Consider the following 13,602-nt stretch of genomic DNA (forward strand, 5'->3'; position numbering starts at 1 on the left):
AAAAGATACCTCTGGATCTGTTATTGTGTTAATATTAATGAGTATTATAAGTTAATATGAAAGGAGGATTCACAGAGAAATTTCTGTGAGACTTACTATGAAAATAAGTATAATTGAAAGTGCACAAGAGTGGTTTGAAAATGAGGTTGGTCTTGAAAAAGGTGCTGGAGTGAGATTTTCGGGAAAAGTATATGGAAAGACGGAAGTTCATGAAGGATTTTCAGTTGGAATGGAAGTTGCCCAACCTGATGATGTTCTGGCTAAAACAGTTGTAAATGGTATAACCTATTTCATTGATAAACACGATGAATGGTTTTTTAGCGGGTATGATTTGCAAGTTAGTTTTGATAAAGAACGTGATGAACCTATTTATCACTTTATTGAACAATAGAAAAAAGGCCGTATACAGAACTCTTAAAAGAGTCTGTATACGGTCTTTTTTATTTGATTAAACAGGCATAATAACTGGTAAAATCATAGGGTGTCTTTCAGTACGTTCATACAAGAAAGGTTTTAAACTCTCAATAATGGTGTTTTTTAAGGATTGTTCGGTTATTTTGTCATTTGCTAAACTTTTATTTAGGCTCTTTGTCATGACTTGTTGTGCGTCATTGATCAATTCTCCTGATTCACGCATATAAATAAAACCACGAGAAAGAATATCAGGACCAGCTAGCACTTCTTTAGACTTATAATCGATCGTTACGACGACGACGACTAAACCTTCTTGAGATAGAAGTTTACGGTCTCGTAAAACGACGTTTCCAATATCGCCGATACCTTTTCCATCAACATAAACATCTCCAGCTTCGAAGTGTCCAGCGTCTCTGGCAGAATCAGCTGTTAAAGCAACAACATCTCCATTATCCAAGATGAAAGAATTTTCTTTTGGAATTCCAACCAATTCAGCAAGCCCAGCATGTATTTTTTGCATTCTGTATTCGCCATGGACAGGAATAAAGTATTTAGGTTTCATTAAACGAAGCATCAATTTTTGTTCTTGTTGGCTACCATGTCCAGATGTATGAACATTATTTACTTTTCCGTGAATAACATTTGCACCAGCTTCAGATAGTAAATTGATAACACGATTTACACTTGAAGTATTGCCTGGAATAGGAGAACTAGAAAAAATAACTGTATCACCAGGTTGAATAGAGATCTGGCGATGAGTACCGTTAGCGATACGGCTTAGGGCAGCCATTGGTTCGCCTTGTGATCCAGTACATAAAATAATACTTTCACTTGCCGGAAGGCGGTTGATTTCTCTTGATTCGACAAATGTTTCTTCTGGAGCAGTAATATAACCTAATTGACGGCCTGTTGCAACAGATGATTCCATGCTACGGCCAAATACAGATATTTTTCTTTTTGTTTTAATGGCTGCATTCGCAACTTGTTGCAAACGTGAAATGTTTGAAGCAAAAGTAGCGAATATAATACGTCCTTCTACTTTCTGTATGATACTTGTGATAGACTCTCCAACTACTTGTTCAGATTTTGTGAAAGTAGGGATTTCAGCATTTGTACTATCTGACATTAGAGCTAATACACCTTCATCGCCTATTTTAGCCATTCTGTGCAAATTAGCCGGTTTACCAACTGGGGTGAAATCAAACTTGAAATCTCCAGTTAATACAATATTGCCGGGTGGAGTCTTGACAACAATACCAAAAGATTCGGGAATACTGTGAGTCGTTCTGAAAAAACTTATACTTGTTTTACGAAATTTAATAACGTCATCTTCACCAATTTCATGTAATTCAGTATCACGTAATAAGCCGTGTTCTGTTAATTTGTTGCGAATCAAAGCTGAAGCGAGTGGTCCAGCATAGATTGGAATATTGGCTTGTTTTAGTAAAAAAGGAATTCCACCGATATGATCCTCATGGCCATGCGTAATCACTAAAGCTTTTACTTTATGAATATTTTGTACAATATAACTATAATCAGGAATGACATAGTCGATTCCTAATAAATCGTCTTCAGGAAATTTAATACCAGCGTCAACAATGATTATTTCATCTTGAAATTGAACACCATACGTATTTTTACCAATTTCCCCTAAACCCCCAATGGCAAAGACAGCTGCTTCATTATTTTTTATAGAAGGTTTCATTAGTTGAACTCCACTAGTTTGAAGTCTGCACTAGTCTTTTCATATTCAAGATATTTTCCATCGATTTGTTGAACAAATTCAATATTATAGGGGGTGTTTTGTTCAACTAATTCACGTGCTGCAACTTCACTTTCTGCTTCTAAATAAAGTGCCTCAGTATCTTCTCTTTTGGGGTTTCTTAATTTTGTTTCTTGATAATTGACTTTAAAAATCATCTATTTCTCTCCTCTTTAAACCTTCTTTAGTTTTTTTAAAGAACGTTTATCTATTTTTTTATAAAACTATTGGTGAAGTGTTTTGTATTACGAAAAAATCAATCTATGAAATATCCTCATAGGTGATTAAAAGAAAACCACGTCAGTTTAATTCCTTAACATGAATGTAAAGCCACAAGAAAAAATTCTGATTTATTCTTTTATTCAGTTTAGTATTTTTCCCGAACTAGTGGTTGTGGTAAGTACACAACAGCTAACCTTATTTTAACATAATTCATTAATTAAGTATAGAAAGTTAGTTTTGATGTAAACAGTGAGTTTGACAAAAGGGTGAATAGCTCCAAATAAGCATACTTCATGGCATAGATGCTGCATCAGCTTTTTATGAACTTGATGTAGAGTAGATATGCGAATATATAAATACAGATAAATATTATTCATCATCTATTAAAAAACCTATAGAAGTTGCTGATTTAAAATCATAAAATATGCTATAGTATAATAGATATTTTTCGGCACAGTTATTTTGTAAATTAAAGATAAAATTTAGCTTCATACATAGATAAACGAAGGAAATTGAAAACGATAAACGGTTTATTTAAAGATAAGGAGATGGGAAAATGGAGTTAATGTGGAGGTACACTGTAAAATATAAAAAGTTAGTATTTTTAAATTTTTTATATGTTTTTGGTTTTATTTTAATTGAACTGGGCTTGCCAACTTTATTAGCCCAATTGATCAATAAAGGTTTAATGTTTAATGATTATGATGTAGTTGCCTATTATGGAACATGGATGATTGTTATTTCTATTATCGGTTTGATTGGATTGATTGGTTTGGCTTACACTGTAAGCAAGATCACTACAAGGATCGTTCGTGATATCCGTAATGATATTTTTGAGAAAGTTCAATCATTTTCACACAAAGAATACAATGAATTTGGTGTTTCATCTTTAGTAACACGTACAACGAATGATGCTTTTCAAATTATGGTATTTATGCAGATGGTGCTTAGAATAGGAATGATGACACCACTTATGTTCATTGCTAGTTTTATTATGATTATTCGAACAAGTCCATCGTTATCCTATGTCGTACTGATTGCTGTACCATTTTTAATAGGAATTGTATATTTTATCGGGAAACGTTCAGCACCATTATCGAATAAACAACAAATAAATTTAGATGAAATCAATTTGAACTTACGAGAAAATTTGACTGGTTTAAGAGTTATCCGTGCATTTGTGAAAGAAAAATTTCAAGAGAGCCGATTTTACCAAGTGAATGACAGCTATATGATCGTTTCTAAAAAATTATTTAAACTGATGGCTTTAGCAATGCCTACTTTTTCTATCATATTTAACTGTATCTTCGTAGTTGTTATTTGGTTAGGGGCCATAGAAATCAACAATGGCGATCTTCAAGTTGGTAGTTTAATAGCTTTTATTGAATACATCTTTCATGCGCTCTTTTCTTTTATGATGTTTGCTAACATCTTTACAATGTACCCAAGAGCTGCCGTATCAGCTAGGCGAATTGAAGAAGTCTTAAATACAGAACCTTCAATAACAGAGAATGAGAATGGGGTAACTGAAACAGAAACACATGGATACTTAACGTTTGAAAATGTGACATTCGCATATCCTGGAGATACAGAAGAACCTGTTATAAAAAATGTTAGTTTCACTGTGAAGCCTGGTGAAACAGCTGCTTTTATTGGAAGTACAGGTAGTGGCAAATCGAGTTTGATCCAACTTATTCCGCGATTCTACGATGTTACAAAAGGCCGCATCTTAGTAGACGGTGTAGATGTTAGAGAGTACAAATTAAGTGCACTGCGTCAAAAAATTGGCTACATTCCTCAAAAAGCTTTGTTATTTACTGGGACGATCACTGACAATATGCTCTATGGGAAATCGGATGCTGATATTGAAGAAATTGAAGAAGCTTCAGATATTTCACAATCAAAAGATTTTATTTTAAGGAAACCAAATAAATTTGACGAATTTTTGTCTGAAGGCGGAAGCAATATGTCTGGCGGACAAAAACAACGACTGTCAATTGCACGTGCAATCATAAAAAAACCGGATATTTATGTTTTTGATGATAGCTTTTCTGCATTGGATTACCAAACAGATTCAAAACTTAGAGCCCGCTTAAAATTAGAAACCAAAAAGGCTGCTGTTTTAATTGTTGCACAGCGAGTAGGTACAATTATGCATGCAGATAATATCATTGTTTTAAATAAAGGCATTGTGGTTGCTCAAGGAACACATGAAGAACTATTAAAAAAATCAGATGTTTATTATGATATTGCCTCATCGCAGTTGTCTAAGGAGGAGTTAGCATGAGTCATATGAAAGATTCTGTACGTCGAATTTGGCAATATGTTAAACCCTATAAAACTGGTTTTCTATCTGCCATAGCATTAACGATCGTCTGTATGATAGTTAATGCTTTGCAACCTTATATAATAGGACTAGCTATGACTGAGTTAGCAAATAATGTTGCTGATATGCTGAATAACGTACCAAATGCAGCCGTTAATTTTTCATATCTTCGAAATATCGTCATTATTATTTTAGTGATGGCAGGTATTTATCAAATCACATTGTATCTATCTTCATATATCATGACTAATGTGGTCCAAAATACAATGCGCGATTTAAGAAATGAAATTGAAGAAAAAATAAACCGTCTTCCAGTATCTTACTTTGATCGAAATCAGCAAGGAAATATTTTGAGTCGTGTAACAAATGATGTCGATTCAATCAGTAATGCGCTGCAACAAAGTCTTATTCAAATGGTTAATTCATTTATGGGAATCGTATTTGCTATAACGATGATGCTCTATATTTCTGTTCCATTAGCTTTGGTTATTATGGCTACGATCCCACTATCTTTTATCATTTCCAAAGCGATCATTAAAAAATCGCAGCCGTATTTTAGAGGGCAACAAGAATCTTTAGGAGCGATGAATGGGCATGTCCAAGAAAGTTTTAGCGGATTTACTGAAATTAAACTTTACGGCAAAGAAAAAGATAAATTAGAAGAATTTAAAGGAATCAATGAAAATTTAAATAACTATGGTTTTAAAGCGGCGTTTATTTCTGGTATTATGAACCCTTTAGTAGGCTTCGTATCCAATATGGCTTATTTTGGTATTGCTTTAGGTGGAGGGTTTTTGGTTATTATGGGAAGTTTATCTTTGGGTAATTTACAAGCTTTCACACAGTATATTTGGCAAGTCAATCAGCCTATTTCTCAAATCACACAACTTTCTGGGGTCATACAAAGTGCAGCAGCGGCTATTGATCGCGTATTTGAAATTTTGGATGAACCAGAAGAACCAATTAATAAAATAGAATACCCATTACCGGCTACTGTAGAAGGATATGTAGATTTTGAACATGTATCTTTCGGATATGATAAAGGAAAGCCGCTTATTACTGATTTAAATGTAACGGTAAAAAAAGGTCAGACGGTCGCCGTTGTTGGTCCAACAGGGGCAGGTAAAACGACATTGATCAATTTATTGATGCGTTTTTATGATGTTGATCAAGGGGCAATCAAAATTGACGGTATCGATACGAAATCAATGTCCAGACAAGATGTTCGTTCTTTATTTGGAATGGTTTTGCAAGACGCGTGGGTCTACAGCGGGACGATTGCTGGAAATATTCGTTTTGGTAAGCTTGATGCAACAGATGAAGAAGTCATCGAAGCGGCTAAGACAGCGAATGTGGATCACTTTATTCGTACGTTGCCAGATGGTTATAATATGAAATTAAATAAAGAAACATCCAACGTATCATTAGGGCAGAAACAACTCCTAACGATTGCACGTGCTATTATTTCTGACCCGAAAATATTGATATTGGATGAAGCGACCAGCTCAGTAGACACACGATTAGAAAGCTTAATCCAAAAAGCCATGAAAAAAGTTATGGAAGGCCGGACAAGTTTCGTCATTGCCCATCGCCTATCCACGATCCGAGATTCTGATTTGATTTTAGTCATGGATCAAGGTGAAATCATTGAACAAGGAACACATGAGGAGCTGCTTGAAAAAGGAGCATTTTATGCGAATTTATATAACAGCCAATTTAGTGAAAAAGAGTAAAATAAACGAATAAAAAAATCATGAAGGTTCGGTAATACTGAATCTTCGTGATTTTTTATTTTTCAGTCTAGCAGTCTAGGGCATTAAAGGGTACAATTACTTTAGAAGTATGAATAAGAGGGGGAAAACTTAAACATGCAAAAGAAAATGATTTTTTTTGATATCGACGGCACTTTAGTAAATAATCAGAAACTTATTCCAGATAGTACTAAATTAGCTATTAAAATGCTTAAAGAAAATGGTCATGAAGTGGCAATTGCTACCGGAAGAAATTTATTTATGGCTCAAAATATAATCGATGAATTAGAAATCAGTCATTATATTGTTTGCAACGGAGCAGCAGGATACTTACATAAGGAACAAGTTTACGAGAACCCGTTGGATCCGGTTCAACTAGAGAAACTCATTAAAGTAGCGGATTTAAATAACCATCAAATCATCTATGAAACTCCTGCTAAATTAAGAAGAAGAAATGAATTAGCTAATGTTAGGATAACAACGGCAATGAAGTCTGTCGGTTATGGCGTTCCTAAGTTTGATCAAGATTTCTATCAACACAATTCACTAGTTCAATGGTTACTTTTTTACCGAGAAGATGAAAAGTATCTTTATGAGAGTAATCAATTTTCAAAATTCCGCTTTGTGCGCTGGCATGATTCTGGAGTTGATGTTCTACCTCATGATGGTTCAAAAGCTAATACTGTCTTAAGAGTAGCATTAGAAAATGGCTATGATGTAGAAAATACTATTGCATTCGGAGATGGTCTGAATGATTTAGAAATGATCGAAAAAGTCGGTACCGGAGTGGCTATGGGAAATGCTTTGGAAAGTGTTAAATTAAGAGCAGATAAAGTGACAAAAAGTTGTAATGAAGATGGAATTTATATTGCATTGAAAGAACTTAATTTGATATAATGTTAGGAGTATAACTCAGCTGTGAGAGCGATCAACTGACAGCGTTCTACTCTGGGGTCTTGGTATAATGGGATTACGACTGGCTGGCAGCCAGTTAATACGGGTTCAATTCCCGTAGACTCCATACTGTAATTTATAACAAGTCGTTAAAACGTTGATACAACAGTATCTTTAAGACGTTTTAACGACTGTTTTTTTCATTTCACGACTAATTCCACGTCTATTGTTAGAAATCTAAATAGTTTGCGAACTTTTCAGCAGTGTTTTCTTTAGCCTTTTTAGATACATGTGCGTAGATGTTCATGGTGGTATGAATATCTGAATGACCTAGTCTGTCTTGTACTTCTTTAATTGTAGCACCAGCTTCAAATAGTATTGAACAATGGCTATGTCTGAGCCCATGAGTTGTGATTCTCTTTAGTCCGTATTTTTCTATAATACGATCAAGGTATTTTCCAACTTTAGGTGGCTGCATAATGGTATTTTTAGTGCTAGGAAAAATTAATTGAGTAGGGCTTAATGTATTGAAACCTAACTTCAAGTAATCTTCTTTTTGTGTTTTTTTCCAAGATTTAAGAATAGCCATTGTTTGAGCATCCATTGAAATACTACGGACAGAAGTTTTTGTCTTAGGAGTTTGTATGATTAAAACGTTATTTAATCCGAATGTCACAGTTTTATTTATTTTAATGTAGTTCTCTGTAAAATTGATATCACGCCATTGCAGGGCTAAAATTTCGCCTTTACGTGCACCAGAGAATGCTAACGTTCTAAATAGTGCAAGTTGTAAAGGGTCATCATCTTTTTTTAAACAATCGAAGAAATGAGTTAGTTCTTCTTTATCATAAAAATTTAAAACCTTATCTTCTTGTACGTTTACTTTCTTAATTGGTATACTAATCTTTTTAACAGGATTTTTCTCTAATATGCCAATTGTGATAGCATAATCAAATATGCGTGAAGCATAGTTGCTTATAGCTTTATACTTTTGAACACTCTTATACCACTTATTTATAGCTTCTTGACAGAATACTACCGTGATCTTATCCATGTATAAGTGGCCATACAATGACAATTAAGAATTAAGGAAGTAACTGCTTAGCAATGCCCTTAGTTGGATCACTTAACCATGATTTTATTTAAAATTGCTTTAAAGCACTTCTAAGAAGCAATGTATATATAGCATATGTAACAGAGTATTCAATTATCTATAAGTGGTGAATATATAGTCTGAAAAGAGATTGGGCAGTTAATTTTCTCTTTTCTAATATAAGTCATAACTTATTAAATAGGATAAAGTTTCTCTTAATTTAGAAGCCTTCTTTTACTTTATAGTTATAAATAGATATAAAAGAATAAAAATTAGGGAGTGACAAATATGTACAATGTTTATATTGATGAAAAGGGTCCTCAAGAAAGCTTTAGGATATCAGAACCATTTGATTTTGAAAATAAACTGAAGTATGCAGATGATAAGATGCATTCGTACGTTGCAAATATCTGCTCCATACCATCTTCTAATATGTCGAAAGTTGAAGCAGCTTATATAGAACTAGAAAACAAATACATGACTACTCGTCCAAAGCTAAAACTAGACGAATTAAAAGGAAAAACTATTTTAAAAGGGAATTTTAAATTCGGAGTAGCAAGTATGAAGGTAAATGAGCTTGATTTTTATAACTCCTTACTTACTATGTTGAAAAAATATCGTGTTCAAAATTTATTTTTTAGCATCAGTAAAATGTCTGTCATTGTTAGTGCCAGACTGAGTGACTGGATTTTAGAACTTGATTCTAAAAGATTTATAGATTCTGCAATTCGAGTACAGTACACACTTGCTAAGTACGCTAATAATGAAGCGAACGAAAATGTCATTAACAAATTGCTAAATAAATTCGAAGGGACTAAAGACTTGCTTAACGCTATAAAATCACACATGCAAGAAATAGTCGATAAAAATGTAAATAATAAAAGAATGGAAAGCCAGGTAAATGAGTACAAATACATAATTCAAATAATAAGAAAATACAATTATATAACGTCGATTGTAAGATTAAGCTATACAAATAAAAAAGCCATTCGTGATACACTCTAATTGTATTTCCAACCACAGAAAACAAGGAGTGATCACGAATGACCTATACCCATATTACCATGGATGAACTAGTGATGATAGAAGCTTATTACCACCAAGGTGTTCCAGTTGCTAAAATAGCTACTTACTTGAATCGTACTCGTACACCGATTAATAATGTTATCAGGTTCTTCAAAGCAGGACACACAGCTTTCGACCATTACCTACGGTATAAAAAAAACAAGAAACAGTGTGGACGCAAAAAAATTGATTTACCAAAAGAACAACAGCTTTATATCAAGGGAAAAGTAGCTGAGGGCTGGACGCCGGATGTCATTATTGGCCGTAAAGAAATGACAATAGACTGTTCCGTACGAACACTTTATAGGCAGTTTAAAGAAAGAATATTCGATGAAGTTACACTCCCGATGAAAGGGAAAAGAAAACCTAACGGACATCAAGAACGTAGAGGTAGACAAGCTTATAAACGAAATATCTCTGAAAGAATAATAGACTATCCCACATTTAAAGAAGAGTTTGGTCATATCGAAGGAGATACCATTGTAGGTGTTCACCACAAAAGTGCGGTTATTACTCTAGTAGAGATTTTATCAAAAGCTATCATTACCTTAAAGCCCAAAGGGCGTAAAGCCTGCGACATTGAGAATGCCATGAATCAATGGTTCCAAGCCATACCAAAAAATTTATTCAAATCCATTACGTTTGATTGCGGAAAGGAGTTTTCCAACTGGAAATCTTTGTGCAACCAACATGATGTCGCTATTTACTTCGCTGATCCTGGAACGCCTTCACAACGAGCTTTAAATGAGAATTCTAATGGACTTCTTCGAAAAGATGGATTGCCAAAAAAAATGGATTTCAACGAAGTTGACCAGACTTTCGTATCATCTGTTGCACACAAACGAAATAACATTCCAAGGAAGTCACTAAATTACCAAACACCGTTGGAAGTTTTTATGAGTTATATGGATGAAGATAGTTTGTATAGCTTAATTTGACAAATCAGATAAATAATAATCCTTCAGATAACTATAATTTTGATTGGAGAAAAGTAACATTCGCAATAGATTTGTGGCAGACAGAACAAATAGTTGAAAGTGAAGATAAACCAAACTACAATTTATTTTTAGATGAAGGTATAAAAAAAGAATATTTTGAAGATTTAAATTTTGAGTTAATCGAAGAAGAATGTGATTCCAGTCAATATGTGGGGATACGAATAGCAGATGTCTTAGTTGTTTTAATAGGAAACTTACTTAACAACTTAAGAATAAATGTTATGCATGATAATTCTGCTCCTGATCTTTTAAAAAGAGTACCAATAGAGCATTATCAGTTAGATGATAAGCAATTTACTTTAATGAAAACCATGTATGAATTTATATATAATGATGATAACAAATATGGATTAATTAATGATACGTATTTTGATGAAAGTGTAAATATGGAGAGTTTTATCGTATACATAAATAGGTATAAAAATTTTAAAGAATACAATGATTTTAAAGGAAATCATTCGGAGGAGCATTTCAAAATATATCAAAAAATATTTAATATAAAGTTCAGCGAAGCATATGAGAACGAAAAAAAAATTCGAAACTCTTTCGGAAAATATAAAAAAGCAATTGAAGAAAAAATTGTTCGCCCATTGTAGACTCTATAAGGCACCTAATTAATGACAGAAATGTGTCGAAAATGGAACAATGCAAAGGCTCGATTAGAACAATAAGACTAGTCAATGAAATTAGTATCTTTGAAGAAGATTTTGCAGGAAAAGTATTAGAAAGTATTGAAGTAGAAGGCAAGATTCACAGCCGATTGATTTCAAAGAAACGTAAGTAAATAGAATGATTTAAAATGAGGGATAGCTTTTAACCAGTAATATGGTTGGAGGTTATTTTTTTTTGCGGTTATAAAAGTAAAACATGACTGTTAAAAGCTTCTAGCAATCCTTTTGCCTATACTTATGTCATTAAGCTTTTGAAACACGCTTAGAATGCGTTTCTCACACATTAAAATACTAGTATGAAAGGGTTTTAAGCAGATGTGGGAACAAGGTTGCTGAAATAAATAATAAGTAACACCTGCATAGAATATAATTTTATGTTTTTGGCAGTCAGTCGATAAATATCATAGCTATATTAGAAACACAATCCGACCATCTTTAATAATTGTGTAGATAAATGGCATGGTAAAATCAAGAAAATGACCATCGTTTATAGTTGTCATGGATCAAATTAAAACAACTCAATAGTAACGCAACAGGCGACTTCTAAACGTTTCATCTATAGTGTTAGAAATAACGGTATTTAATCAATAGGGTAAAATTCCAGGTGGTTTCATATCCAGAATAACTATATAAATGGCTGAATTGCAGTACGTTCTATAACTTATATTTTACTCTTTCCATGATATGATTAAAGCTATCAATCTATCAGGCATACCAACGATTACAAGGGATTTAATAGGCTAGTTGTCTGTTTATCCACGTAAGACAGTAACAGTCTTAGAGTGCACTAATTTAGCTTTAAAAGCTATACATAAATTCATTAAGCTATACAATATTTATTGTTTTACTATTATTCAACAAGCTTTATAAAATGGCATATAAATAGCTGAATCAGTTGTAAATATAACAATCGAATCAGATGCCGAAATAATAAAACAATCCGTTATAAATATAGCAACGAAGTAGTAAAAGTGGTAACTAATCAATGAAGCAGACAGCCGATAAAGTGACCATTTCAATGGATATTTACAACTAACTAATTTAAAGTGATAAAAACACGAACAATTATGCTGCTTTAATTACTGATGTTTTTTTAGTAAAATATACTATAATCTAAAAAATCAGTCAATCAAACTGAAATAATGAGCGTGTAAGAGTAGTTAGAATAAGCGTGGATAAACATGCTTAAACAACGGCTAAAGGCTTTAAAAACTTAATGTGAGCTTTTAAACCATGTAACAGTAATAGTTTTCCAACCATTCAAAAGATAGCTATTAAATAAATGGTTTTAATTATGAAACAAGTTTTTTTATTTCTAACTTAGAATTTCTTTAGTTTTAATTTTAATTATGGAGAAACTACTATCCATTTTTGATAAAAGAATGTTATATTACGAATGTTATAAATTGATAGAAATACTATGATATACTGATATTAAAAAAATAGGAGGATTGAACATGGCGGCATTTATGATCGTTTGGATGATTATTTGTTTTCTTATTTATGGAGTTGTTGTAACCATAGTTTCAAATGTTAAAAAGAAAAAAGAACGAGAAATTCAAGAAAAAATAGAAAAAGAAGAGAATAAGAAAAGAATATATTTAGAGTCTATAAAACCAGTTGATAGATTTACCATTGAATTTGATGAAGTATCTACCAATGAAGATGTAGTAAACAAAAAGGTATCAACAATCATAAAAGCTGGATCAGGCTATGAACCATATTTTGGATACAAAAATGATACTATTGAAGAAATGAATGGAGAGAAAATTTTTAAATATATAGCCTTTTGTCATTCGGGAGATGATTTAGAAATAGATACTATCGAATCTGGAGAAGTGATCTCTGCAAAAGTATTATTAAAAGGTAATTTAATTGGAGTAGTTCCTCAAGAAAACATTGAGTCTTTGCAGAAGTCCATGTATACATACCCGTTTCATAATGTACGAATATTACTAACAGGTGGACCTTATAAATTTTTTGATTATGTTAAAGATAAAATAGTCACTGTTAAAGATCCGTTTGGTTATAAAGTAGAAATAACTTTTTATAAAAATGATCCTACAGTTGAATTCGAGTCACTTTAAAATAGTAGACAAAATAAAAAGCCACTCCATTGAGCAGCTTTAAACCTTGTAGCCACGTTCTCCGTGGAATATTTCACGTCTACTTCTACTTGCACGTCTATTTGTTTCTAAACGGTTGTGACTGATTAGTAAGTTAAATAGTTTCTTCTATCATATAGCCTTATATTTGTTAGTGTTTAAAATCGGTTAAATACCACTATTCTAAACTCGTAGATTCCATACTGTAATTTATGATAAGTCGCTAAAACGTGGATAAAACAGTATCTTTAAGACGTTTTAACGACTTATTTTATTTTTATTAATAACCTTTATCTCTGCA

At 32.7% G+C, this 13,602-nt stretch carries 12 protein-coding genes and 1 tRNA gene; 10 read left to right on the plus strand and 3 right to left on the minus strand.

Annotated elements, in window-relative coordinates:
* The first annotated feature begins 97 nt into the window (after positions 1-97).
* Positions 98-391 carry a HesB/YadR/YfhF family protein gene (locus BR50_RS09965; RefSeq protein ID WP_034548373.1) on the plus strand — a complete coding sequence of 98 codons (294 nt, stop codon included), beginning with the start codon at positions 98-100 and terminating at the stop codon, positions 389-391.
* Positions 392-448: 57 nt separating this feature from the next.
* On the opposite strand, the gene rnjA is transcribed toward BR50_RS09965, so the two are convergent.
* Entirely contained in the window at positions 449-2,119 is a 1,671-nt protein-coding gene (gene rnjA, locus BR50_RS09970) for a ribonuclease J1 (protein ID WP_034548376.1), read from the minus strand.
* Complete coding sequence (locus BR50_RS09975) at positions 2,119-2,334, minus strand: DNA-directed RNA polymerase subunit epsilon (protein WP_034548377.1); 216 nt, start codon at positions 2,332-2,334, stop codon at positions 2,119-2,121. Before BR50_RS09975 ends, rnjA begins: the two co-directional genes overlap by 1 nt.
* A gap of 620 nt (positions 2,335-2,954) precedes the next feature.
* On the opposite strand from BR50_RS09975, the gene BR50_RS09980 reads away from it, so the two are divergent.
* The 4 genes from BR50_RS09980 (at position 2,955) to BR50_RS09995 (ending at position 7,496) form a co-directional block, all read left to right on the plus strand.
* Entirely contained in the window at positions 2,955-4,685 is a 1,731-nt protein-coding gene (locus BR50_RS09980; protein WP_034548378.1) for an ABC transporter ATP-binding protein, read from the plus strand.
* Positions 4,682-6,457: an ABC transporter ATP-binding protein gene (locus BR50_RS09985; RefSeq protein WP_034548380.1), complete on the plus strand. Its 1,776-nt coding sequence runs from the start codon at positions 4,682-4,684 to the stop codon at positions 6,455-6,457. Before BR50_RS09980 ends, BR50_RS09985 begins: the two co-directional genes overlap by 4 nt.
* A 135-nt stretch (positions 6,458-6,592) precedes the next feature.
* A complete protein-coding gene (locus BR50_RS09990) occupies positions 6,593-7,372 on the plus strand; it encodes a Cof-type HAD-IIB family hydrolase (RefSeq protein WP_034548382.1) in 780 nt (259 codons plus the stop codon).
* Positions 7,373-7,425: 53 nt separating this feature from the next.
* Positions 7,426-7,496 (plus strand) — tRNA-Ala (locus tag BR50_RS09995).
* A 102-nt stretch (positions 7,497-7,598) separates the two neighbouring features.
* Here BR50_RS09995 and BR50_RS10000 read toward each other — a convergent pair.
* Complete coding sequence (locus BR50_RS10000) at positions 7,599-8,423, minus strand: tyrosine-type recombinase/integrase (protein WP_051905787.1); 825 nt, start codon at positions 8,421-8,423, stop codon at positions 7,599-7,601.
* 327 nt (positions 8,424-8,750) lie between these two features.
* Here BR50_RS10000 and BR50_RS10005 point away from each other — a divergent pair, with 327 nt between their 5' ends.
* The 5 genes from BR50_RS10005 (at position 8,751) to BR50_RS10020 (ending at position 13,283) form a co-directional block, all read left to right on the plus strand.
* The gene (locus tag BR50_RS10005) at positions 8,751-9,467 is read left to right on the plus strand and encodes a hypothetical protein (protein WP_051905788.1); all 717 of its coding nucleotides are present in this window, start codon (positions 8,751-8,753) and stop codon (positions 9,465-9,467) included.
* Positions 9,468-9,505: 38 nt separating this feature from the next.
* The gene (locus BR50_RS10010; protein WP_034545409.1) at positions 9,506-10,465 is read left to right on the plus strand and encodes an IS30 family transposase; all 960 of its coding nucleotides are present in this window, start codon (positions 9,506-9,508) and stop codon (positions 10,463-10,465) included.
* Positions 10,462-11,121 carry a hypothetical protein gene (locus BR50_RS10015; protein WP_034548384.1) on the plus strand — a complete coding sequence of 220 codons (660 nt, stop codon included), beginning with the start codon at positions 10,462-10,464 and terminating at the stop codon, positions 11,119-11,121. The genes BR50_RS10010 and BR50_RS10015 overlap by 4 nt, the downstream gene beginning before the upstream one ends.
* A 41-nt stretch (positions 11,122-11,162) precedes the next feature.
* The gene (locus BR50_RS12795) at positions 11,163-11,309 is read left to right on the plus strand and encodes a hypothetical protein (RefSeq protein ID WP_156097508.1); all 147 of its coding nucleotides are present in this window, start codon (positions 11,163-11,165) and stop codon (positions 11,307-11,309) included.
* Between the two features lie 1,344 nt (positions 11,310-12,653).
* Complete coding sequence (locus tag BR50_RS10020; RefSeq protein WP_034548386.1) at positions 12,654-13,283, plus strand: hypothetical protein; 630 nt, start codon at positions 12,654-12,656, stop codon at positions 13,281-13,283.
* The last annotated feature ends 319 nt before the right edge of the window (positions 13,284-13,602 follow it).

The organism is Carnobacterium alterfunditum DSM 5972, assembly GCF_000744115.1.
Taxonomy (GTDB): Bacteria; Bacillota; Bacilli; order Lactobacillales; family Carnobacteriaceae; genus Carnobacterium_B; species Carnobacterium_B alterfunditum.

Bases quoted from the DNA above. Each gene is read 5' to 3' on its own strand.
- BR50_RS09965 (WP_034548373.1), top strand. From the start codon at position 98: ATGAAAATAAGTATAATTGAAAGTGCACAAGAGTGGTTTGAAAATGAG.
- rnjA (WP_034548376.1), bottom strand. From the start codon at position 2,119: ATGAAACCTTCTATAAAAAATAATGAAGCAGCTGTCTTTGCCATTGGG.
- BR50_RS09975 (WP_034548377.1), bottom strand. From the start codon at position 2,334: ATGATTTTTAAAGTCAATTATCAAGAAACAAAATTAAGAAACCCCAAA.
- BR50_RS09980 (WP_034548378.1), top strand. From the start codon at position 2,955: ATGGAGTTAATGTGGAGGTACACTGTAAAATATAAAAAGTTAGTATTT.
- BR50_RS09985 (WP_034548380.1), top strand. From the start codon at position 4,682: ATGAGTCATATGAAAGATTCTGTACGTCGAATTTGGCAATATGTTAAA.
- BR50_RS09990 (WP_034548382.1), top strand. From the start codon at position 6,593: ATGCAAAAGAAAATGATTTTTTTTGATATCGACGGCACTTTAGTAAAT.
- BR50_RS10000 (WP_051905787.1), bottom strand. From the start codon at position 8,423: ATGGATAAGATCACGGTAGTATTCTGTCAAGAAGCTATAAATAAGTGG.
- BR50_RS10005 (WP_051905788.1), top strand. From the start codon at position 8,751: ATGTACAATGTTTATATTGATGAAAAGGGTCCTCAAGAAAGCTTTAGG.
- BR50_RS10010 (WP_034545409.1), top strand. From the start codon at position 9,506: ATGACCTATACCCATATTACCATGGATGAACTAGTGATGATAGAAGCT.
- BR50_RS12795 (WP_156097508.1), top strand. From the start codon at position 11,163: ATGGAACAATGCAAAGGCTCGATTAGAACAATAAGACTAGTCAATGAA.
- BR50_RS10020 (WP_034548386.1), top strand. From the start codon at position 12,654: ATGGCGGCATTTATGATCGTTTGGATGATTATTTGTTTTCTTATTTAT.